We start from the raw sequence: 22,973 nt of genomic DNA, 5'->3' as shown, positions 1-22,973 counted from the left end.
ATGAAAAACAATAACATCGCCGCTAGTCTCGAAACTGAAGTCGCCTGGTTCATGCAGGTGTGCGACGCCCGTTTCGAAGCCTATTTCAAGGCCGATCATGGCGGCGTCGATCTCGCGCGCCTGTGTCCGCCACCGGACTTGTCCGAGCGCGACTGTCCCTACGCCCAACTGGCACGCGAATACAACATGGGCTTTGCCGAGCGTCTGGTGCTGATGCTGGCCTTCATGCCCCACCTGCGGCCGCAGGTGCTGGACATGTTCCTGCTGCAAAACGCCGCGTTGGGACGCGGCTACAGCGAAATCGGCGGCTGGCGCGGCAAGCTGCACTCCGGCTTCCTGCCGACCTGCGAAACCGCCGCCTTCCTGCTGGCCGGCGCCGACATCGGCCTGCGCTTCAAGGTCAGCCAGCTGTTCAAGGACGACCACTACTTCACCCGCAGCGGCATGCTCAAGTTCGAGCATGAGGCCAGCGGCGAGCCGATGTTCGGCTCCGCGCTCATCCTCAGCAACGAATATTTGCAACGGCTGTCCGACGGCGAAGTCCACAAGCCCGATTTCAGCGCCAGCTTCCCCGCCAAGCTGATGCAGACCAAGCTGGACTGGACAGACCTGGTGCTCAACCCGGAAGTGATGGATGAGGTCGAACACATCGTCACCTGGCTGCGTCAGCCGCAGCACATTCTGCGCGCCTGGGGGCTGGAGAAATCGGTCAAGCCCGGCTACCGCAGCCTGTTCTACGGCCCGCCGGGTACCGGAAAGACGCTGACGGCCAGCCTGATCGGCAAGGCGGTCGGCGCCGATGTCTACCGTATCGACTTGTCGATGATCGTGTCCAAATACATCGGTGAAACCGAGAAAAACCTGGCCAATGTGTTCGACCAGGCGCAGAACAAGAACTGGATCTTGTTCTTCGACGAGGCCGATTCGCTGTTCGGCAAGCGTACCCAGACCAGCAATTCGAATGACCGCCACGCCAACCAGGAAATCTCCTACCTGTTGCAGCGGGTCGAGGATTTTCCCGGCGTGGTGATCCTGGCCACCAACCTCAAGGCCAATATCGACCAGGCGTTTGCGCGCCGGTTTCAGAGCGAAGTGTATTTCGCCATGCCGGACGCCGAACAGCGGCAGCGGCTATGGCAGGGCTTGTTCACCCAGCCGGAGCGCTTGGGCAGCGACGTCGATTTCCAGGCGATTGCGGAGAAGTACGAGCTGGCCGGCGGCGCCTTGCTCAATGTGGCCCGCTATGCGGCCATCCGTGCCGTGATGAACGGCCGCGAACACCTCGTGCAGGACGATCTGATTGCCGGCATCGGCAAAGAATTAATGAAGGATGGGAAGACATTGTGAAACACTTTAGCCAATTACATCGCCTGAAAACGCTTGGCATGCTGGCGATCTGCCTCGGGATGCCGGTCGGCGCGTTTGCGGCCGAGCCAGTGCTGGCCGCGAAGCCGGTGGTGCGCAGCTACACCCTGGTCGGTTATAACCGCAACATCAAGCAATCGGACTTCGACGGCTTGGGCAAGGCCACGGTGCTGCAATTGCAGCAGCAGCTGAAAGACATCTACAAGCAGCTGCCGGACTGGCAGAGCGATTACGCGATGAAGGAGCAGCCGCTGAATGACGGCATCGTAGGCCGCATCACCCTGTCCTGGCTACAGCGTTACGGCTTCAACTTCAAGATTGTCACCGATGCCGGCTATGCCCAAGCCTTGCCGGCCCATGTGGCGCGGGTTGCCGCCTTCGGCAGCGCGCATCCGACCGAGCTGGGCGTGCTGCTGGGACCGGAGTTCGAGGACTGGGACGAGGAACAGCCGGCCGCCGTCAAGGCCAAGGATTATGGAGCCCGCCAGCGCGCGGCGGAGGCCGAGCTGCTGGAGCTGGTCAACCGTTTCCGCGCCAGCCGCGTTACGGCGCCGCGCCCGACCGACACCAGCACCGACAGCAACGGCTATTTCAGCTACGTGTTGCGCAAGGATGATCTGGAACTGTTGCAAGGCAAGGATCAACTGGCGCAAAAGCTGATGACGCTGAAGGACAAGCATTTCCGCTCGCAGGAAGAAATGAAAGTGGGCCTGCTGCATACGCTGGGCAACCGCGAGGAGTTGCTGAAGTCGCTGTGGCCGGTGGTGAAGTCGAATACGCGCGGTTTCTACGGTTTTTTGATCAACAGCACCACGCTGGACAAGCTGGAAAAGAGCAACACCCTGGAGCCCGCCACCATGGACCAGTTGCGCGAGCTGGGCACGGTCTATCTGCCTAGCCAGGATGCCTACGACAGCTATATTGCCGACCGCACCAATGACGGCACGCTGAAAATCACCGAGGAAGAGATCGCCCTGCTGGCCAAGGGCACCCGCGTGTTCGACAATTTCCACCTTGACGAGCAGTCGCTGGATACCATTCATAACCAGCTCAAGGACAATGTGCTGAACGCCGGCATGCCGGCGCAGGTGGTGCGCATGCTGGAGCAGATGCAGGATGTGAGTTATGCCGAGCTGAGTATCTTCCGTAGTGCGGCGATATCCAAGATCGACTTCGGCATCGGCATGTGCAAGTTGAATGCGCCGACCAACAATCCCTACGTTTCCAACTTGCGGATTTCCGACGACGACACGGCGGCGCTGGAGAAGCAGCTGCAAGTGCTGCATCCGCACTCGGTGGATGGCACCAACCATCTGGTCAAAGGTTGGGACGATGCGTTCCAGCAGATCAATGCGCTGCGTGCCAAGGCCGAGCTGTGCGATGACGCCACCGACAAGCAAAGCAAGGAGCTGGTGGCGAATATTTATCTCACTTATCTGGGCGTGGCGATTGAAAACCTGGCGCGCAAGCGGATGCCGGACACCATCCCGACCATCCAGATCAAGGGCGGAAAATGCGGTTGCGCGCTGGACGACCTGCCGCGCATCACCTACGGTTTTTATCCCTATTGGGAAAAGAAGGAACAGGTGCAGTCGATTAATTTCCGCGCGCTGAACCGGGTGGCTTTCCAGGCGCTGGCGGTGGACAATGTCGGCAACTTCATGCTGGGGGCGGACAATTTCGATGTGACCGATGTCGGTAGCGCGGAAACCGCGTTTGTGCGTGTCGCACACCAATACAATTCCAAGGTCGACTGGGTGATCCAGAAAAACGATTGGGACGGCGACTGGAAATCGTTCTCGGCGCAGAGCCGCAAGGCGGTGTTTGCCAAAATCCGCGCCAACATCATGGCGCTGCTGACCACGCCGATGAGCGATACCGTCTCCAAGCTGAAGGGCTACAGCACACTGGGGTTGGAGCAGCCACGGCGCGGCGATGGCGTCACGCTGTACTTCCCCAACTATCCGGACGACGCCGAGGCGACCTCGGAATTCAACACCTTCTTCCTGGCGCTGCGCACCCAGCTGGACGATGAAGGACTGGGCTTGAATATCCTGGTGGCGCAAAACGTGTTGATGGCGGGGCGGAATGGCGGGCCGGGCGCATTCGGGCTGGCCAACCTGATTACGCTGCGCAAGAAACGCTCGGCCACCGAGCCGAGCCGCCCGGGCGGACCGGAGAACGACGAGTTCATCCTGGTACTGCTGAACGAACCCAGCTCGGATGCCAAGAAGGCGCTGCGCGCCAGTATCGAGCGCGATTCCGCGCTGCATGGCTCGGACCGCGCCGACTTCCTGCGCAGCCTGTTGCCGGTGCTGCATTTCGATAACCGCAACTGGCAGCAACTGGAGGACGACATTGTTTATGCGCGTGACAGTTTTGGCGGCGTGGGGCTGTGGGCACCCGACTTTGATAATCTGGCGCAGCCGGTGCAAGACCCCTCGCTGTCTTGCCTGCAATCGAAGCAGCTGAATATTTGCCTGGCGCGCAACTACTCCGATCCTACCGAGGAAATCAAATTGCCAGGCCCGCTGGAAAGTTTCGCCTGCGTGCAGCGTTGGACCTTGCGCGTGATACTGGCGGTGCTGCTGGCGATTATCTTCACGGTGGTGGTGTTGTTCTTCCGTTTCTGCGGCGCGCAGAACTTCATCAAGAAATACTTCCTGTATGTGCTGTTGTTGGTAGCCATTCCGGCGCTGCTGGTGTTCACCATGCTGCTGCTGTACGACCCGCTGCTGGCGCGGCTATCGTCCGGCAACCTGCCGTTCTTCATGATGGCGGTGTTCTGCATGGCGATCCTGATCGCCGGCTATATCTATCTGCGGCAGCGGCGCCGGGTGCCGATGCGCCAGCGCGGCACGCTGGTGCGGCATGACGGCGGCTTACCGATCCTGGTATGGCGCACCGAGGCCAGCGAGCATGGCTTCGAGTGGGTTATCCGCAACAACGGCAGCGGTTACGCCATCATCAAAAACGTCGAAATCATGTTCGACAACCATCCGTTTGCCGATGTGAAGGCGGCGCTGGATTCGGTGCTGGCGACCGACACCAAGGTGCAGTGGAAGAGCATGCCGCTGTTGGGCAAGAAGGTGGATGCGGGCGGCGAACTGCTGGCCTTGACGATCGCCGATGCCGACGCGGCGCGGGAAGTCGAATCCAGGCTGGCGGAAGGGCAACTGGTGGTGCATATTGTGTATGGCGGCGCCAGCAGCGAACACTGGATTACAGATGGCAAGGAAGTCCGTTCTATCTCGATAACGTAGTTCACTTCAGGAGGATATAGATATGAAAGTTCGATCGACCCGGCCGGCGGACGACCGCCGCATGGCTAGCGCCACCGCGAGCCCGGCACAAAAACGCGAAGCGGGCGTGCGTTCGCATTATCAGGACATGGCCAGCAACTCGGCTCAGGCGGCGCAGTTGATGGAGCGCGCCAATATGATGGCTGGCGGCGGCGCACCGGCACAGTTGGCCGAGGATGAGGAGCTGTTGCAGGGCAAATTCGAAGGCGCGCAGCTGATGGAGGACGAGGAACTGCTGCAAGGGAAATTCGAGACCGCGCAGCGCGCTGAGGATGAAGAGCTACTGCAAGGCAAATTCACCGTGCAGCGCAAGGACAATGGCGGCCTGCCGCCGCAGCTGAAGAGCGGCATCGAGAGCATGTCCGGCATGAGCATGGACCATGTCAGCGTCCACTACAACTCGGACCGGCCAGCGCAGCTGAACGCGCACGCCTACGCGCAAGGCAGCGACATTCACGTCGCGCCGGGCCAGGAACAGCACCTGCCGCACGAAGCCTGGCACGTGGTTCAGCAAGCCCAGGGCCGCGTGCAGCCGACCACGCAGATGAAGGAATCCACGCCAGTCAACGACGACCCCGGCCTGGAATCCGAAGCCGACGTGATGGGCGCCAAAGCCATGAGCCTGGGCCAGACCCAGCTCAAGGCTGGCGAGCAGGAGTAGTCGACATGCAAGCGCCGCTTTTAGCAAAACATGACTGTGATGCCGGCCAAACGGACACCTTGAAGAGAGTCGCACAAACGCAGGCTCTTACGGACAACCGGCCCGAGGCGGTGGCGCAACGTAAATTGGCCGAGATGATGAATAACAGCCCGCGTGCGTTGCAGCAACTGGCCCTAAACAATGCTATTCACAACAGTCCGCGGATGGTGGCGCAGCGCCATGATATGAAAGGGCTCTTTGGTGGTGAGGCCAAAGTACAAGGGCACGGCGCAGTGCCAGCGGTTGCGCCGGCATTAAACGGCGGTGCTGTGGTGCAGCGTGTGATCAAGGGACTGGAGACGTATACCGATGCCGAAAAGATTCCTCCGGACTGGGTGCAAGCGTACAAAGATGATATCGCTGACCCACATTCGCATATTAGCGAAAGCGATATCCTCATACTTTACCAAAAATTGACGGGCAACAATCCACCTGGAAATGTGAAGCTGCTTAACACGGGGGGCGATCATTGGGATCTCCGTGTGACAAATGAAGACGAGACCGAATATACGGTCAGCACAGTCCATGACGGTAGTTGCGGTGTCCATGCGGTTGATGCTCTGATGAAAATCAGCAATGGTCAAATCAGCGGCGCGCAGAATAAGCATAATGCGGATAGTGCGTTTGTCCTCTATGCGCGCAACATCCTGATGCAACACTATGCCGAGGATGAAAGTCCGGAAGAAATCAAAAAAACTATCGCTCATGTAATTGATGCTAAGGAAACTCTTTCCTACACGGGATTTGGAGCTCTCCTAATGGGGAAAATCGCTGCTACCGGATTAATCGACAATAGCAAACAGGCGGCAGACCTGGACTTCTACGCCAATCAAAAAGAACTCAAAGCACAGTCCAGCAGTAGCTCATCGAATACGAATTCAAACAGCGGTGGAACAGGTCCGGTGTTTAAATCAGGTGTGAGCACGAAGAACTTGGAGTCCACCACCGATCAAGCTGGCGTCGGCAGCACCTCGAGTTCGTCGAGTACGCCACTTGACACTATGCGTGCTTACCTGAATGACTTGAAGGATCAGATTGCGGAATTGCCCAAGGGTGCTGATACGCAACTACTGGGCGCAAAAATCGCTTACGGCTTCCAGTTGATCGGCGACTCGTCGACAGCTCAAACAGTCTTAAGCCAATTCGGCCAGAAGAATTTCCATGAGCTTAAAACTATAAGCGTCAACCATAATCGGATTCAGCTGGCTGTGGTGCTGACGCATGTGTTGGAGAGAATTTTCAACGAGCGGCATGCCAGCAAGCCGTTTACCAGCGCGAGCCAAGTTGCTAAGACGTATGCTAACGAGATATCGAAAGCCTTTTCCCTTGACGCTACATCGGATAATGCACCGCCAAAGCTCGGGCGGAGCGGTCAGGTTCCTCCAACGACGATCTCGGGTGTGCTCGGAAAGGGCAAGTCATCAGCACAGCAAATCTATCTCGGGCATAACGCGAATCAGCATGGACCTGCACTCGCACATCGGCACGAGTTGATTAAAGGTACATCGACAGCGAGTGCGCTGGATGCGGTTAAGTCATCCGTCATCGGAGGGTCGATGACGGATGACTTGCGCGATCCTCTGAACTGCGCGGAATGTATTCCAATCACTTCCGCCCGCAAGGCTAAACTGTCTGTCGAAACCGATGATGTTTTTCCGCTTTCGCGCCATGAGGCTAGTAGCTATACGCACATCAAAACCTGTGAGAATTGCCAGGCCATGTATGGGATTGAGGACCGCAGCGAACGGGAGAAAAAGCTGGCGGATGAGAAGCGCCAGATACAATCTGCTATCAAGGCCAAGGCTGCGAAGGCCATGAGCAAAGTACAAAAGGGGACGGCGAAAGAGTCGAAGGAAAAAACTATCGACGCCACCAATTTCTTTCAATCGGACGTGAAGGCCATCTATACAAGATTGAAAAAGACGATAAAAGGGGTGGCGGAACATGACATTTATACATACCTGCCACCAGCCAAGTATGCTTCTGGCTGGGCTGCGCTAGAACCGTCTGACCGAGAAAATCAGGTCCGTCAGGCGATGAACAGCGTCGCGAAATCCAAGTCAAGCAAGAAATAACGAAACCGTCCAAAATATCATGCTGTGCTAAGTCAGAACCGCCTTGGTGATCAGAATAATGTTTAACGTGACGATGGTGGCCATCATGCACCAGGCTAGCGCCGCCACCGGGCGTGGGGTGGCGAATTTGCCCATGATGTGGCGGTCGCTGGAGTAGCGTATCAGCGGCCACATGGCGAATGGCAGTTGCAGGCTCAGGATCACCTGACTCAGTAGTAGCAGGCCGGTGATGGCGTGGTCGCCGTATAGCAGCGTCACCACCAGCGCCGGTACGATGGCCACCGCGCGCGTCACCATGCGCCGTGCCCACGGCGGCAGCTTGAGCTGGACGAAACCTTCCATTACGATCTGCCCGGCCAGCGTGGCCGTCACCGAGGAACTCAGCCCGGCCGACAACAACGCCACGCCAAACAGGATGCTGGCCAGCGCGGTGCCGGTCAGCGGTCCAAGCAGCTTGTACGCTTCCTCCAGATCCGCCACGCCCGCATGGCCGCTGGTATGGAACACCGCCGCCGAGGTAATCAGAATCGCGGCGTTGACCAGGAAGGCCAAGCCCAGCGCCAGCACTATGTCCGCTGATGCAAACGCGATCGCCTTGCGCTTGCCGCCGGCGCTGGTGTGGAAGCATCGCGTTTGCACGGTGGAGGAATGCAGATACAGATTGTGCGGCATGACGGTGGCGCCGATGATGCCGATCGCGAGGTACAACATGCCCGGATCGGTCACGGTCTGGGTCGTGGGGATGAAGCCCTCGGCCACCGCCCGCCATTCCGGCTGCGCCAACGCCAGGTTGACTGCAAAGCACAGGAACACAATGCCCAGCAGCGCCATCACGAACGCTTCCAGATAGCGGAAGCCGCGCTGCTGCAACCACAGGATGGCAAACACGTCCAGCGCGGTCAGCACCACGCCGTACACCAGCGGGATCCCGAACAGCAGCTTGAGCGCGATGGCGGTGCCGATCACTTCGGCCAGATCACAGGCGCAGATGGCCAGCTCGCACAGCAGCCATTGCGCCATCGCGGAACGGCGCGACGAATGCATGCGGCATAGCTGCGCCAGATCGGCCTGCGCCACGATGCCGAGCCGCGCCGACAGGATCTGCAACAGCATCGCCATGCAGCTGGACAGGCCGATAATCCACAGTAGCGCATAGCCGTAGCTGGCGCCGCCGGCCAGGTCGGTGGCCCAGTTGCCCGGGTCCATATAGCCGACCGCCACGAGATAGCCGGGGCCGGCGAAGCTGAGAAAGCGCCGCCACCAGGGACCGCTGGCGCGTACCGCGACACTGCGCTGGCCGTGGGTGCCGGCCTTGGGCTCCAGCGTGCTGCCGCTGACGGGCGGCGTCATGAGGACTCCTTTTCGGCCGCCATGGCCGTGTGCGTGAATGACAAAATGCGTGGCGGCGATGGCTGGCTACGTCCTGAATCGCAATGGTACGATATTTTCGCGTGGCGGTCGCTAGATTCGTGCCGCGCCGGCGATCGCGGATTCCGCTCTGGCGCTTGCCGCATAGCGTAGCAGCGTGTCGCCAAAGCCGCCGCGTGCTTTGGCGTCGCGGCGCGCGCTGGTGAATACACGGGGTGCGGCGCTCCAGGCGAAACGGGCGCCGGTGCGTTCCAGCGCGGCGACCAGCGCCACGTCCTCGCCGCAGATCCGCGCCTCGAAGCCACCGGCGCGCAGGTAGGCCGCCGCCGAGACGCCCAGATTGGCGCCGTGGATATGGCGATGGCCGTCGGCGTCGTTGTAGTGGTGGTGAAAGTAGCCGCGCAGTCGTTCGGTGTCTTCGCGGTGTGGCGACCAATCGTTGACCGCGACCGTGCCGCACACCACGTCCACCTTCAGGCGCAACTGGGCCGCCAGCCAGTCCGGCGCCACGCGGGTGTCGGCGTCGGTGAAAGCCAGCCAGCGCGCGCCATGCCGCAGCAGGTGGCGGCTGCCGGCGGCGCGGGCGACACCGACATTGCGGACATCCACGCTGACGTGATCGATGACGCAGCCCGGCGCGGCGCGCTCCGCGTGGCGGAGCACAATCTCCTGCGAGCGGTCGCTGCAACTGTCCAGCGCCACCACGATGCGTACCGGCTCGCCACCGAGCTCCGGGTGCACGGTCGCCGCCTGGGCGGCCAGTAGGCAGTCGTCGAGGTAACGCTGTTCGTTGTGGGCGGGGATGACGATGCCGATCATGTGCTGATTCCTTCTTGTTGTGCCACTGAGCGCGGATTGCGCGACCACACGTCTAGCAGGAAGTCCGCTTCGGCGTGATGGACGACGCGGTGCAGCTCCGGGCAGGCGTCGAAGCTGTCGTGAATGAACTTGGTCTCCAGAAGACGGTCCGGGAACGGCCGGCGCCAGTGGCAGAGTACCAGTGTGCCGTCGATGGTCAGGGTGTCGCGGCAACGGTCGCGCAGCTCAAGCAGTGCCGGCTCGCTGAAGTAATAGGCCAGTTCACTGACGATGATCAGGTCAAAGGTCTGATCCGGCCAATCGCCTGGCAGTTGTTGGCACTGCACCGTGACGTGCGCCATGCCATCCACCCGTTGCTGCGCCAGCCGCACCGCCGCCGGGGAACCATCGCTGGCGCTCACGCGGTCGGCGCGGCCGGCCAGCGCGGCGGTCAATTCGCCGTTGCCGCAGGCCGGCTCGTAGACGTGGCGGTAGCGCGACGCCGGCAGGGCCGCCAGCAGCAGCTCGCGCTTGCGCCGCTCATACCAACGCTGGCGCACCTGCCACGGGTCGTCATCGTGCTGATACAGCTGCTGGAAGTGGGGCCTCATGCGAAGTAGATTTCATAGGGCCGCAGCAAGCGGGCCAACACGTGCGGCCCCAGTACCGCCGCCTGGCCGGTGCTCGGGTCTTCCTGCAATTGGGTCTGGAAACAGGCGACGGCACGGCGTTTTCGCTGCAACTGGTCGGCGCCGAGTTCAAGCCGGCGCGCACGCTGCCATGGCACGCGGCCATCGCCCGGCGCCGCCCAGTGCCAGCCCCACACCGGCATTTCCACCAGCGTGGCCCGGCAGGCGCGTGCCGCCAGCGATGCGGCCAACCCGCAGGCTTCATGGTCCGGGTGGCCATCCTGGCGCCAGGTGACGAACACCACGTCGTCGGGGCGCAGCAGTTGCAGCAGCAGATTGTGCAACTGCTCCAGGCCGGCCTGGACGCGGCCATCGTCGAGATGGGCGCGCAGTACTTGCGGCGCGGCGGTGCCGCTCAGGCCCAGCGCCGCCAATGCGGCCTCGGTCTCGCGCGGCCGCAAGCGGGCCAGATCGGTGGGCGTCAGCAGCGTGGAACCGGGATGGCTGGCGGCGCCATTGGTCACCGCCAGCAGCACGGTGCGGGTGCGCTGCGCGTGCAATTGCTGCAGCAGACCGCCGCAGGCCAGCACTTCATCGTCCGGATGCGGCGCGACGATTACGGCGCGGCGGCCAGGTGGCACCAGTTCGGCGGCGGTGGTGGTGGGCAGTTCATCCAGACCGCCCCAGGACAGCCAGTCGGCTGCCGGCGTGCCGTGCCCTTCGATGCGGGGCGGCGGCGCGGCGGGTTCGTTCATAACGCCCATGGGGCTTCCTCCTGTTGTGTCAGCAGATTGCCGAGTGTGGCGAGGTCGCGCTGCGCGTGGCTCTGGCGCAGGAATACCGGCAGGTCTGCGGCCAGCCTCGCGAAGCGCGCGTCGCGGCATAGCGGACCGGCGCCCAGCGCTCGGGTGGTGTGATGCAGCACGGCGGTGGCGGCGGCTTCCACACCTAGGCGCGCGCGCATGGCGCTGCGGCCGGCGTAGGCGCCCGGTGCGCGGTCGATGGTGGCGGCGGTGGCGCGCAGCAGCGCGGCGGCGGCGGCCAGCGCCGCATCGACCTCGCCCAGGTGCGCCAGGCGGTGCGGGTCTGGCGTCAACTGGCTCCGCGCCGCTTGATGCAGATACCCGGCCAGCATCTGCGCGGCGCCATACCAGCAGGCGGCGATTCCGGCGCCGCCATGCCAGAATCCGGGCCGGCTTAAATAAGCGCCGGGGGCGCCGACCGGTATCGCCGCTGCGTCGTCAAACAGTACGTCAACGCTGGCGGTGGCGGCCATGCCCACCGCGTGCCAGCCGTCGCCGGTGATGGTGACGCCGGGGGCGCGCAGCGCCACCGCCACCAGGCGGCGCTGGCCGTCGGCGTCCTGGCAGCTAACCAGTGCCTGGCTTAGTTCCGCCGCGCCCGAGCACCATGGCTTGCGGCCGGAGATGGTGTAGCGATCGCCGTGCTGGTGCAACACCACGACGGCATCGGGTGGCTCGGCACACCACACGCCCCACGCGGCGCCGGGGCGCTGCGGACCATTCAGTTCGGCCAGGATCGCCAAGGCGTCGGTGTGGCCTTCGTACAGCTTGGCCAGGCTGAGGTCATGACAGGCGGCCAACGCCAGGCATTGCCAGCGCTGCAGCGTGGCGCCATGGCCGGGCAGGGATAACTGGTCTTGGCCGGCGGAGATCAGGCTGGCGAGTTGCTGGCCGGGCGTCTGCTGTGGCTCCAGCCGGGCCAGTGCCTGACTGAGGCTGTCGGCGGACGCGTAGGGAAGGCGGGCGATTTCCATGGCAGAGAATAAGATAGGTTGGTATGGATGATCGGCTGCGCGGTACCGCTTGTCTGTTAGGCCGCTCACTCAAGCCGCATCCCGGCCGGGGTGTGTTGGCGCACATACCAGGGCGTGGGCGTCGGCCATGCTGTAAAGCGTTGTCACACACCGAAAGCCGTTGATGGGAGACTGGATCGACTTGCTGCAATGGCCTGCGATGGCAATCACGGTGACGGCGGGGCTGCTGGTGGGATCGAAGTCCGCGCTGCGCCGCAAGGGCGGCTTTATCGCTTTCCTGCTCAGTAACGCGCTGTGGATCGCGTGGGGCTGGCACGACGATGCGTGGGCGCTGATCGCGCTGCAGCTATGCCTGATCGTGACCAATCTGCGCGGCATCCTCAAAAACGAAGACTCCTGACGCTGGCGGTGATACAGAATGAGATTCGCATCCATCACGCCCTACAAATTAATGCAATAGAGTTGCATTTGTGTATAATGCAGGCGGATTGCATTAATACACGGAGCCCTCATGCTGGTAGTACGACCCTCACGGCTGGCGCTATGCCTGGCCGCCGTTTATCCCTTTATGGCGTTCGCCGACGACGTGGTGGAGATTACCGGCGTGCGTCAGCCTTACCGCAGCCTGTCCGCCACCGGCGCCACCAAGACCGAGACCGATTTGATGGATCTGCCGCAAAGCGCGCGCGTGCTGACCGCCGACATGCTGCGCGACGCCGGCGTCAATCGCTTCGCCGATGCGCTGGAACTGGGCAGCGGCATTTCACGCCAGAGCAATTTCGGCGGCGTGTGGGACAGCTACGCGATACGCGGCTTTACCGGCGATCCCAATTATGGTTCAGATTTTCTGGTCAACGGCTTCAGTTCCAGCCGTGGCTACAACGGCTTGCGCGACAGCGCCAACATCGGCAGCATCGAGATTCTGAAAGGGCCGGCGGCGGCATTGTATGGACGCGGCGAGCCGGGTGGCATCATCAACGTCACCACCAAAAAGCCGTTGTTCCAGCCGTCGTACACGCTGGAGCAGTCGGTGGGCTCGCACCAGACCTGGCGCACGGCGGCCGATCTCACCGGGCCATTAAGTGACACGGTGGCATATCGTCTCAACGCGGCCTACGAGCAAGGCGACAGCTTCCGCGATACGCTATCGTCGAAGCGGCACATGGTATCGCCATCGGTGATCTGGCGGCTGTCGGACAGCACCACACTGTCGTATGAACTGGAAGCGTTCGAGCAGCAGGCGTATTTCGACCGTGGCGTGCTGGCGGTGAAGGGCGTGCTGGGATTGATTCCGAATTCGCGCTTTCTGGGCGAGACGGCGGATGGCCCGATGACGGTGCGCTCCACCGGCCACCAGCTGTTTGTGCAGCATGACTTCAACCCGCAATGGTCGCTGCAGAGCGGACTGTCTTACCGCAGCAGCGGCATGAAGGGTTATTCGACCGAGGCGTCGGCATTGCAGGCCGATGGCCGCACGTTGTGGCGCCAGCGCCGCTACCGGGATTTTTCGGCGCAGGACTGGTCCGGCCGCGTGGAGTTACTGGGCAAACCGGGTGCGCATCATGTGCTGTTTGGCGTTGACGGCTACCGCTTCATCGACGACCGGCTGCAACTGCGCCGGAACCCGTCGGCAGCGGCGCCGTATGCCATCGATATTTACGCACCGGTGTATGGCGGCACGCAGCCGACGTCGCTGGCCACGTCGATCGACACCCGTGAACAGCAATGGCAGACGGCGTTTTATGTGCAGGACCAGATCGATCTGGCCGCGAACTGGAAGGCGCTGCTGGGCGTGCGCCGCGATGCCTATCGCCAGACCATCACCAACCACCTGCGCGGCGGTTTGCAGAACCGGCAGGCACTGGATGCGACCAGTCCGCGCGCGGGCATTGTGTACCAGCCGCACAAGCAAGTCTCGCTGTATGCGTCGGCAGGCAAGTCGTTCCGTCCCAACAGTGGCATCGGCATCAACAACGAATCGTTCCCGGCCGAGAGCAGCCGCGCTTACGAGGCGGGCGTCAAGTATGAAGGGCAGATCAGCAGCACGCTGGCGTTCTACTCCATCCACAAGAAGAACGTGCTGACGCTGAATCCTGTGGACACCAACTTCTCGCTGGCCGCCGGCGAGGTAGGCAGCAAGGGCATGGAGCTGGACGTGGCGGGCGAGATCGCGCGCAAGCTGCAGCTGTCGCTGTCCTATGCCTACACCGATGCCAAGGTGTTGCGCGATAACGTGCTGGCGGTTGGCGGCCGGCTGGCCAATGTGCCGAAGAACAGCGCCAATGTGCTGCTGGTGCAGGACTTCAGCGTGGGCGGCAAGCGCGCTTCGTTTGGCGGCGGCGTCAATTACGTCGGTGAGCGCAATGGCGATGTGGCCATCTCCAGCACCTTCAAACTGCCGGCCTACACGACGGCGCGGCTGGTGTCTTCGTATTCACCGAACAGCAAGCTGCGCTTGTCGCTGGACGTCGATAATCTGTTCGACAAAGTGTACTATGCCAGCTCTTATCAGCAAACTTGGGTGCAGCCGGGCGAAAGCCGCCGCGTGACCCTGAAACTTCAATACAAGTTATGAGCAATAAACGTGTGGCCTCCATCGATGTGATGCGGGGCTTGGTCATGATGATCATGATGATCGATCATGTGCGCGAGACCTTCTTCCTGCGCTGGCAGGTCAGCGATCCGATGAACGTGGCGGACACCGATCCGGGTCTGTTCTTCAGTCGCCTGGCGGCCCACTTTTGCGCGCCGATGTTCGTGTTTTTGACAGGGCTGTCGGCCTGGCTGTATGCGCATCCTTCGGCCGGAGCGCGCTCGCCGGCGGGCTTTTTGTTCAAGCGTGGCCTGTTTCTGATTGCGCTGGAAATCTGTGTGGTCAGCGTGGCCTGGACCGGCCGTGTGCCGCCTACTACCATCTACCTGCAGGTGATCTGGGTCATCGGTCTGGCGATGATCGCACTGGCGCTGTTGCACAAGCTGCCGCGTGGTGTGCTGATCGCGCTCGGGCTGGCGATCGTGTTCGGCCACAATGCGCTGACGCCGATCAGCTTCCAGCCCGGCGAAGCGGGCTACATCCCCTGGACCATTCTGCACGACCGTGGCTACCTGGTGGCCGAGGGCGCGCTGAAGGTCAAGGTCAGCTATCCGCTGCTGCCGTGGATAGGCGTGATTGTGCTGGGCTATGCGGCCGGGCCTTGGTATGCCTCGGTCACCGCGCCATCGCAGCGCCGCAAGCTGCTGGCCGGCGCCGGCGTGGCAGCGCTGATGCTGCTGGCAGTGCTGCGCGGTCTGAATATCTACGGCGAGACCAAGCCGTGGGAGCAGGGCGTCGACGCGCTGCACACCGCCATGTCCTTCCTGAACGTGACCAAATATCCGCCATCGCTGGCCTTCCTGCTGCTGACGCTGGGCGTCGGGCTGCTGGTACTGGCCTGGCTGGAGCAGCGCGACAACGCCTTCCTGCGCATCTGCGCCACCTTTGGCGGCGCGCCTATGTTCTACTATCTGCTGCATCTGTATCTGCTGCTGGCCTTGCAGATGCTGGCCGTGACGGCCTTGGGCGCGAACCACGGATCGCGCTATGAGTTCGATAGCCTGTGGCAGGTGTGGGCCTTGACCGTGGCGCTGATCCCGCTGCTGTACTGGCCATGCCGCGCCTTCGGCAACTTCAAGCGCCGCACCACGATGGCGTGGGTGCGTTACCTGTAAGCGTTGTCCAGCAACTGCTGTTCGAGGAACTCGACGCACACGCGCACCTTGGCGGAACCCGCAAGCCGTTGCGGGTAGACCGCCCACACATTGGCGTCCTGGGTGTACTGCGGCAGCAGCTGTACCAGTTCTCCGCTGTCCAGATGCGGCTGCGCGTCCCAGCGCGAGCGCAGTACGATGCCGGCGCCGGCCACCGCCCATTGCAGCGCGATCTCGCCGTGGTTGGACGACAGCGTGCCGGTGACTTTCACCGTTTCTTCCACGCCGCCGGCGCCGCGCAGCGACCATACGCCAAATGGCAGGTCGCGTTCCTTGATGGCCAGGCAGTTGTGTCCCGATAGATCGGCCAGACTGCGCGGCGTGCCGTGCTGCTTCAGGTAGGACGGCGCCGCGCACAGGATGCGGTGATTGGCCATCAGCTTGCGGGCGATCAGGTGGGGCGCGATGTCATCGCCGATGCGGACATCGAGGTCGAAGCCTTCAGCGACGATGTCGACCAGCCGGTCGAACACTTCAAACCGCACCTGCAGCGCTGGATGCGTGGCCACCAGCCGTGCCACCACCGGCGCCACCACGTTGCGACCGAAGCCGAAGCTGCTGCAGATGCGCAGCGGGCCGCGTGGCACCTCGCGCCGTTCGGCCACTTCGTGCAGCAGGCTGTCGAGGTTTTCCAAGATCGTCATGGCGTGGGCGTAGACTTTTTCGCCATCCTCGCTGACGGTCACGCGCCGCGTGGTGCGATGGAACAGGCGCACGCCGAGGATCTGTTCCAGGATGCCGATCCGTTTGCTGACGTAGGCCGGCGACATGCCCAGTTCCTCGGCCGCCGCTGCGAAGCTGGCCTTGCGGGCGGCGGTGGCGAAGACGCGCAGGTCTTCATTGTCTATGCGTTTATCCACGATTCGTGTTCTATCGAATTACATTTAGGCTGATTATAAACGATGAAAATCGGATTATGCTGTGGCTTTCGCATGAGGAGAACGCCATGACAGTACATAAAATCGCCGTGCTCGCGGGTGACGGCATCGGCAAGGAAGTGATGCCTGAGGGGATACGCGCGGTGGAGGCGGCGGCGCGCCGTTTCAAATTCGGCATCGAGTGGACCACGTTTGAGTGGCCGAGCTGCGAGTACTATCTCCAGCACGGCAAGATGATGCCGGACGACTGGATGGCACAGTTGCAGGGCTTCGACGCGCTGTTCTTCGGCGCCGTCGGCTGGCCGGAGACGGTGCCGGACCATGTGTCGCTGTGGGGATCGCTGCTGAAGTTCCGCCGCCAGTTCGACCAGTACGTGAACCTGCGGCCGGTGCGTCTGCTGCCCGGCGTGCCATGCCCGTTGGCCAACAAGCAGCCGGGCGACATCGACATGGTGATCGTGCGCGAGAATACCGAAGGCGAGTACTCCAGCGTCGGTGGCCGCATGTTCGAAGGCACGGAGCGCGAGTTCGTGCTGCAGGAAGCCATCTTCACTCGCACCGGCGTGGACCGCGTGCTGAAGTTCGCGTTTGATCTGGCCCAGAAGCGGCCGAAGAAGCATCTGACCTCGGCCACCAAGTCGAACGGCATCTCGATCAGCATGCCGTACTGGGATGAGCGGGTGGATGCGATGGGCCTGGACTATCCCGAAGTCCGCCACGACAAATACCACATCGATATCCTGACCGCGCGCTTCGTGCTGTCGCCGGAGCGTTTTGACGTGGTGGTGGCGTCCAATCTGTTTGGTGACATCCTGTCCGATCTGGGTCCGGCCTGCGCCGGCACCATCGGCATCGCGCCTTCGGCCAATCTGAATCCTGAGCGCAGCTTCCCGTCGCTGTTTGAGCCGGTGCACGGTTCGGCACCGGACATCTACGGCCAGAATATCGCCAACCCGATCGCCATGATCTGGTGCGGCGCGATGATGCTGGACTTCCTCGGCTATACCGATGCGCACGATGCGATGGTGGCGGCGCTGGAACGTTGTCTGGTGGATGGTCCGCGCACGCCGGACATGGGCGGCAGCGCCAGCACCACCGACGTTGGCAAGGCGATTGCGGCGCTGATCTGAGCGCGCTTCAGCGGCGCGGCCAGTAACCCTGATCCAGCAACGGCTTGACGCTGAAGCCGTGGATCAGGATCGACAGCATGATGACGCCGAGCGAGATGCCGGTGAGCTGGCGCGCGATATCTGCCGGCAGACCGGCCTGGATCGCGTACACCAGATAAAACAGCGAACCGATGCCGCGCACGCCGAACCAGCCGGTGATGCCGCACATGCGTTTGCTGGCGCCGGCGCCGATCATGCCGAGGCAGACCGACAGCGGGCGGGCGACTATGAACAGGAAGGCCGCCACGCCGATGGTTTCGTAGGGCAGGTCGTTCAGCGAGATCATCCCGCCCAGCAGTAGCACCAGCGTCAGCTCGGACAGGCGCTCCAGATGTTCCTTGAAGACCAGCGATTCGCCGCTGACCACCTGCGGCACGTTGCTGGCTTGCGCCACTTCGGACTTGGCGACGTCCGGCTCCAGCAGGCCGTGACGGTCCTTGGGCGCGCCGGCCAGTACCAGCTCGGTCTGACGTAGCGCGACGGCGGCGAAGAACACGGCCAGGAAGCCGGATGCCTTGATCAGGCTTGCGGCGGCATACACCACGGCGATCATGCCGAGGCCGACCAGATCGTCCATGATTTCGTGGCGTGGTTCGACGATGCGCAGGCGCCAGCCCAACCGCGCCAGTCCTGCGCCGGCCGCCACGCCCACCGCCACTGCGGCAGCGGTGGCCCAGATCACGTCGACCAGCAGCCAGTGCACCAGATGATCGGTGCCGCCGCTGTCGCCGGCGTTCAGCATGGCCAGGCCAAGCAGTACGAAGGGGAAGGCGCTGCCGTCGTTCATGCCGGCTTCGCAGGTGAGGGTGAAGCGCAGCTTGTCCTTGTCGCCGGGATGGCGCACCTGCACGTCAGTGGCCAGCACCGGATCGGTGGGCGCGAGGATGCCGCCCAGCAGAATGGCGGCGCCGGGTGGCAGATGCAGCACGTACCAGCCGAACAGCGCCACCAGCGCCACCGTCAGCGTCATCGACAGCCAGGCCAGGCGCAGCGGCGCGTTCCAGCGTCCCAGCTTGAATGGCACCGGCATCTTGATCCCGGCCGAGAACAGGGAGATCAGCAGCGCGATCTGGGTCAGCATTTGCAGCAGGGCCGATTCCTTGGCCGGATCGAAATTCAGAATGTTGAAGAAGCTGGGCCCCAGCAGCAGTCCGACCGCCAGGTAGACAATGGCGGAGGTGAAGGGCGAGCGGGCGATAGTCGTCACCGCCAGCCCGCGCGCCAGCATCAGCAGACCGACCAACAGAAACCAGTGATTAGTGCTCATTGCGTCTCCTTGTCCGTAGACGCTGCGGCTTTAGCGGCGCTGATTGGGGTAGCGTTCCAGTGTGGCGATTTCGCGCCCCGATACCATGAATTCACCGTCGCCCCGGTAGTGCAGGGTCTTCGGCAGGCGTGGCCTGGTGGCGACGTGCGCACGCACGACTTCCCACACAAACAGCGGATGATTGGGATTCGGCTTCGCATCCGCCAGTCGGCATTCAAAGCTGGCGTAGCACTCGGCGATCAGCGGTGCCTCCACCATCTCCGCCGCTTCGGGCGTCAGGCCGAAGAGGGTAAATTTATCGGTGTCGGCACCGCTGCAATTGCCGATGCCGATGACTTGTTCCAGCAATTCGGCGGTTGGCAGGTTGATCACGCATTCGCCGCTGCCGACCACCATCTCGTAGCTGTGATTGCTCTCATCGATGTAGCAGCCAAACAGCGCTGGCGTAAAGCCGATCATCATGTGCCAGCCCATGGTCATGATGTTGTTCCGTCCTTGCCAGGCGGAGCTGACCAGCACCACCGGCCCAGGCTCCAGCAGGCGGCGCACGTTGGCCACGTCGTAGTGCTGCTTGCGATATTTTTTTATCATGTGCCCAAGGATAGGGCGATATATTCGAAAAGTCTGTGGGATAGGGCACGGTGGAGCGGTTATACTCTCCGGCACTATGAAAAAACTCCTGCTTTCTCTGGCGGCGCTGCTGCCTGTGCTGGCGTCGGCGGTGCCTTGTTTGCCGGTCGCGGCGCTGGTCGAGCGCGATTCCCGATATGAGGAAGCGTTGCGCGTGGGCGATGTGGCGTTTTTGAAAACGCTGCTGGCCGACGATTATGTGTGGGTCCATTCGCTGGGCTCACAGATCGAGTCGCGCGCCAGTCTGCTGGCGCGGCTGGAGAAACCGGTAGTTTATAAATCCCGCACCACCAGCGATGTGCACGGCCACACGCAGGGCGATACCACGGTCCTGCGCGGCGTCAGCACCACCGAACAGTGGAATGCCGACGGCGTCACCTGGCGCGCCAACCGCTATCAGTTCATGCGCACTTATGTGAATGTGGACGGGCAGTGTAAGCTGCTGGCGGTGCAAACAATGAATCTCAAGTAAATGGAACAACTGAATACCAACGCCGTATCAGGCGTGGCGCTGTCGCGCGCTGAACTGGAACATCATCTGGCACAAGGCGTGCGCCGTTTCGAGAGCTGCGCTTTCGATGATGAGGATTTGTCGCGTCTTGATCTGCAAGGCGTGGTGTTCGAGCGCTGCACCTTTGCCGGCACCACGCTGTTCGCTTGCAAGCTGGCGCGCTCGCATTGGCTGCGCTGCCGCGCCGGCAGTGCGGATCTGGAATCGGCCGATGGCGTCGATGCGCGTTTTGAAGGCTGCGATCTGAATAACACCAAGTGGCGCCGCGCCAAGCTGGCATCGGCCTGGTTCAGCGGCTGCAAGCTAACCGGCGCGTCGTTCGAGGAAGTAGCGCACCTGGGCATCCACTTCGAGGAATGCCTGCTGGTGGGCGCGGACATGCGCGGTTTCTCGTTCCGCAAGGCGGTGCTGAAGGAGCTGGATTTTTCCGATGCCTATCTGGCTGCCTGCGATTTCCGCGACGCGGTGTTTGAAGGCGGCAGCCTGCGTAACGCGGTGCTGAAACAGGCCAAGCTGCAGGGCACCGATCTGCGCGGCGCCGACATCGAGGGCGTGAAGTTGACCGATGGCGGTTTGTTCAAAGGCGCCATTATTTCGCACGCGCAGTCGGCCAGCTTCCTGCGCGAGTTGGGGCTGATGGTCGTGTAACTGGTTTTATTTGTTTTGTTTGTTTCCGTACAGCAATTGTGTTAGGGTGAAATTTCCATTCTGATATGGTTGTGAAATTTAAAAGGGGGAACGATGAAACAAACGACTTTGGTGGCGGCTATCGCCATGCTGTTCGCAGGCCATGCGCAGGCGGTGGATTGGCCGAGCGGCTTTTCGAAGTGCGCGGACGAAGGCGGTACTTGCAAAGTGGGCACCAGCACGCGGCAGGTGTCGTTCGGGATCAAGGATCAGTGGGTGATCCAGACCTTGTCCGGCGATGTGGCGTGCAGCGTGGCGACCTTTGGCTCCGATCCGTATGCGGGCAAGGACAAGAAGTGCGCGCTGGGACCGTTGTCGGCCACGCCGACGCCAACGCCAACTCCGACGCCTACCCCGACGCCAACTCCTACACCGACTCCGACTCCGACTCCGACGCCAACGCCAACGCCAACGCCGGCCGATGCCACTTATGAAGCCGCGCCAACCGCCGGCTGGGCAAGCCAGAACGGCGGCACCACCGGTGGCGCCGCTGCCGCCTCCACGGCGATCTACAAAGTCAGCTCGGCTTCGCAACTGGTGGCTGCCATCAAGGCTCAGGGCGACAATCCGAAGATCATCAAACTGTACGGCACCATCGACCCGACCGCGGCCGACAACGGCGGCGCCTACACCAGCACCACCGACCAGGCGGCGCGGCTGCAGATCAAATTGGGCAGCAACACCACGCTGATCGGCATCGGTAGCGATACTAAGCTGGTCAACGCCAACATCGTCATCAACGGCGTGCAGAATGTCATCGTGCGCAACCTGAATATCGTCAACCCGTGCGACATCAGTCCAGTGTGGGACCCGGACGACGGCAGCGCCGGTAACTGGAACTCGGAATACGACGGCATCACCATCCTGAACTCGAAGAACGTGTGGGTCGACCACAACGTGTTCACCGACGCACCGAAGACCGACGACACGCTGCCAGTCGAAAACGGCAAGATCAAGCAGTGCCACGACGGCGCGCTGGACGTGAAGAACGGCTCGGACTACGTCACCGTCTCCAACAACCGCTTCGAACTGCACACCAAGAATAACCTGATCGGCTCATCCGACTCGCGTACCAGCGACGACGGCCATCTGACCGTGACTTTCACCGGCAACCACTTCCTCAACGTCAGCGAGCGGGCGCCGCGAGTCCGTTTCGGCAAGGTCCACGTCTATAACAACTACTTCGAAGGCAGCCGCACCCACGCGGTCTACCCGCATCACTACAGCATCGGCGTCGGCTATCTGGCCAAGATCATCTCGCAGAACAATGCGTTTGACGTCACCGGCGCCACGGTGTGCACCCAGATCGTCACCAACCCCGGCTCATCGAGCAAAACCGGCGCCATCGTCGACAGCGGCTCGCTGCTGAACGGTGTGGCACTGGACGTGGCGGGCAAGTGCAGCTTCAGCGCCTCGGTAGGCTGGACTGTGCCCTATGCCTTCACGCCGCTGGCGGCAACGGCGGTGAAAGCCTCGGTGACGAGTAACGCCGGCACCGGCAAAATCAGCGTGCAGTAAGTCCTTCCTCGTCGCGCAGCTGCACGCTCATGCCGTCGCAGCTGTCCGACCACGCGGTCAGCCACTGCGGCAGCGGTGGCGACTGCGTCGGCATGCCGAGATCGCGCACGATGTCGGCTGGCGGTACCGTGCCGCGCGCGGCACGGAATACACCGCGCATCACCACCACACCGGCCACGCGGCCATCCTTGACGAAGCGGTGTTCAAGGAAGCTCCATTTATCGTCCCAGCCCAGCATGCGGGTGTGGACTTCAAAGGATTCAAACACTTTCAGCTCGCGGCGGAATTTGCCCCAGGCGTCACCGACGATGGGTACCGCCTTGTGACGCAGCGCGGTGCGGAAGGCGCCGCTTTTCAGCACATAGTCCATGCGGCCGACGTCGGCCAGCGTGAAATAGCGGCCGTTGGTGACGTGCCGGTTCAAATCCAGATCCAGCGGCCAGACGCGCATCCGCACCACCGTGGTGGAAAACGGATCGGCTTTCTGGCGCCACGGACGGCGCAACAGCAATAACAGGAGGCGGAACCAGAGATTCATAGTGTCAGGGTGAG

Annotated in this window: 20 protein-coding genes; 11 read left to right on the top strand and 9 right to left on the bottom strand. The window is 62.2% G+C overall.

Features of this window, described 5'->3' with window-relative positions; genetic code table 11:
• The 4 genes from GJ699_RS06920 to GJ699_RS06905 are packed head-to-tail and all read left to right on the top strand — an operon-like array spanning position 1 to position 7,442.
• Complete coding sequence (locus GJ699_RS06920) at positions 1-1,347, top strand: ATP-binding protein (RefSeq protein ID WP_229261981.1); 1,347 nt, start codon at positions 1-3, stop codon at positions 1,345-1,347.
• Positions 1,344-4,628, top strand: coding sequence for a G protein-coupled receptor family protein (locus tag GJ699_RS06915; protein WP_154374451.1), 3,285 nt, complete (start codon positions 1,344-1,346; stop codon positions 4,626-4,628). Before GJ699_RS06920 ends, GJ699_RS06915 begins: the two co-directional genes overlap by 4 nt.
• Positions 4,629-4,650: 22 nt before the next feature.
• Positions 4,651-5,328, top strand: a complete 678-nt coding sequence (locus GJ699_RS06910; RefSeq protein WP_229261980.1) for an eCIS core domain-containing protein — start codon at positions 4,651-4,653, stop codon at positions 5,326-5,328.
• 5 nt (positions 5,329-5,333) lie between these two features.
• Positions 5,334-7,442: a hypothetical protein gene (locus GJ699_RS06905; protein ID WP_154374449.1), complete on the top strand. Its 2,109-nt coding sequence runs from the start codon at positions 5,334-5,336 to the stop codon at positions 7,440-7,442.
• Positions 7,443-7,469: 27 nt separating this feature from the next.
• On the opposite strand, the gene GJ699_RS06900 is transcribed toward GJ699_RS06905, so the two are convergent.
• From GJ699_RS06900 to GJ699_RS06880, 5 genes are all read right to left on the bottom strand, one after another.
• On the bottom strand, positions 7,470-8,792 hold the full coding sequence (locus GJ699_RS06900; RefSeq protein WP_154374447.1) for an Nramp family divalent metal transporter: 1,323 nt from the start codon (positions 8,790-8,792) through the stop codon (positions 7,470-7,472).
• Between the two features lie 111 nt (positions 8,793-8,903).
• Positions 8,904-9,629, bottom strand: a complete 726-nt coding sequence (locus tag GJ699_RS06895; protein WP_154374445.1) for a glycosyltransferase family 2 protein — start codon at positions 9,627-9,629, stop codon at positions 8,904-8,906.
• A complete protein-coding gene (locus GJ699_RS06890; protein ID WP_154374443.1) occupies positions 9,626-10,219 on the bottom strand; it encodes a class I SAM-dependent methyltransferase in 594 nt (197 codons plus the stop codon). Before GJ699_RS06890 ends, GJ699_RS06895 begins: the two co-directional genes overlap by 4 nt.
• A complete protein-coding gene (locus GJ699_RS06885; protein WP_195763480.1) occupies positions 10,216-11,001 on the bottom strand; it encodes a PIG-L deacetylase family protein in 786 nt (261 codons plus the stop codon). The genes GJ699_RS06890 and GJ699_RS06885 overlap by 4 nt, the downstream gene beginning before the upstream one ends.
• A complete protein-coding gene (locus GJ699_RS06880) occupies positions 10,989-12,014 on the bottom strand; it encodes an acyl-CoA dehydrogenase family protein (RefSeq protein WP_154374441.1) in 1,026 nt (341 codons plus the stop codon). Before GJ699_RS06880 ends, GJ699_RS06885 begins: the two co-directional genes overlap by 13 nt.
• A gap of 163 nt (positions 12,015-12,177) precedes the next feature.
• Between GJ699_RS06880 and GJ699_RS06875 the strand changes: the two genes are divergently transcribed.
• The 3 genes from GJ699_RS06875 (at position 12,178) to GJ699_RS06865 (ending at position 15,722) form a co-directional block, all read left to right on the top strand.
• Complete coding sequence (locus GJ699_RS06875; RefSeq protein ID WP_154374440.1) at positions 12,178-12,414, top strand: hypothetical protein; 237 nt, start codon at positions 12,178-12,180, stop codon at positions 12,412-12,414.
• A gap of 111 nt (positions 12,415-12,525) precedes the next feature.
• A complete protein-coding gene (locus GJ699_RS06870; protein ID WP_154374438.1) occupies positions 12,526-14,589 on the top strand; it encodes a TonB-dependent siderophore receptor in 2,064 nt (687 codons plus the stop codon).
• On the top strand, positions 14,586-15,722 hold the full coding sequence (locus tag GJ699_RS06865; RefSeq protein WP_154374436.1) for an acetyltransferase domain-containing protein: 1,137 nt from the start codon (positions 14,586-14,588) through the stop codon (positions 15,720-15,722). The genes GJ699_RS06870 and GJ699_RS06865 overlap by 4 nt, the downstream gene beginning before the upstream one ends.
• On the opposite strand, the gene GJ699_RS06860 is transcribed toward GJ699_RS06865, so the two are convergent.
• Positions 15,713-16,621, bottom strand: a complete 909-nt coding sequence (locus tag GJ699_RS06860; protein WP_371867478.1) for a LysR substrate-binding domain-containing protein — start codon at positions 16,619-16,621, stop codon at positions 15,713-15,715. The genes GJ699_RS06865 and GJ699_RS06860 overlap by 10 nt on opposite strands.
• Before the next feature lie 86 nt (positions 16,622-16,707).
• Between GJ699_RS06860 and GJ699_RS06855 the strand changes: the two genes are divergently transcribed.
• Positions 16,708-17,769: a tartrate dehydrogenase gene (locus GJ699_RS06855; protein WP_154374434.1), complete on the top strand. Its 1,062-nt coding sequence runs from the start codon at positions 16,708-16,710 to the stop codon at positions 17,767-17,769.
• Between the two features lie 7 nt (positions 17,770-17,776).
• Here the strand turns inward: GJ699_RS06855 and GJ699_RS06850 are convergent, their stop codons facing one another.
• On the bottom strand, positions 17,777-19,075 hold the full coding sequence (locus GJ699_RS06850; protein WP_154374432.1) for a cation:proton antiporter: 1,299 nt from the start codon (positions 19,073-19,075) through the stop codon (positions 17,777-17,779).
• A 30-nt stretch (positions 19,076-19,105) separates the two neighbouring features.
• Positions 19,106-19,666 (bottom strand): flavin reductase family protein, encoded by a 561-nt coding sequence (locus tag GJ699_RS06845; RefSeq protein ID WP_154374430.1) that lies wholly within the window; start codon positions 19,664-19,666, stop codon positions 19,106-19,108.
• Between the two features lie 76 nt (positions 19,667-19,742).
• Between GJ699_RS06845 and GJ699_RS06840 the strand changes: the two genes are divergently transcribed.
• From GJ699_RS06840 to GJ699_RS06830, 3 genes are all read left to right on the top strand, one after another.
• On the top strand, positions 19,743-20,177 hold the full coding sequence (locus GJ699_RS06840; protein ID WP_154374428.1) for a nuclear transport factor 2 family protein: 435 nt from the start codon (positions 19,743-19,745) through the stop codon (positions 20,175-20,177).
• Positions 20,178-20,864: a pentapeptide repeat-containing protein gene (locus GJ699_RS06835; RefSeq protein WP_154374427.1), complete on the top strand. Its 687-nt coding sequence runs from the start codon at positions 20,178-20,180 to the stop codon at positions 20,862-20,864.
• A gap of 93 nt (positions 20,865-20,957) precedes the next feature.
• The gene (locus tag GJ699_RS06830) at positions 20,958-22,421 is read left to right on the top strand and encodes a pectate lyase family protein (RefSeq protein ID WP_229261979.1); all 1,464 of its coding nucleotides are present in this window, start codon (positions 20,958-20,960) and stop codon (positions 22,419-22,421) included.
• Here GJ699_RS06830 and GJ699_RS06825 read toward each other — a convergent pair.
• The gene (locus tag GJ699_RS06825) at positions 22,408-22,959 is read right to left on the bottom strand and encodes a thioesterase family protein (protein ID WP_154374425.1); all 552 of its coding nucleotides are present in this window, start codon (positions 22,957-22,959) and stop codon (positions 22,408-22,410) included. The genes GJ699_RS06830 and GJ699_RS06825 overlap by 14 nt on opposite strands.
• Positions 22,960-22,973: the final 14 nt, after the last annotated feature.

The sequence above is a fragment of the Duganella guangzhouensis genome, from assembly GCF_009674535.1.
GTDB classification, from domain to species: domain Bacteria; phylum Pseudomonadota; class Gammaproteobacteria; order Burkholderiales; family Burkholderiaceae_D; genus Rugamonas; species Rugamonas guangzhouensis.
This window is presented reverse-complemented; position numbering and strand designations above follow the sequence as displayed.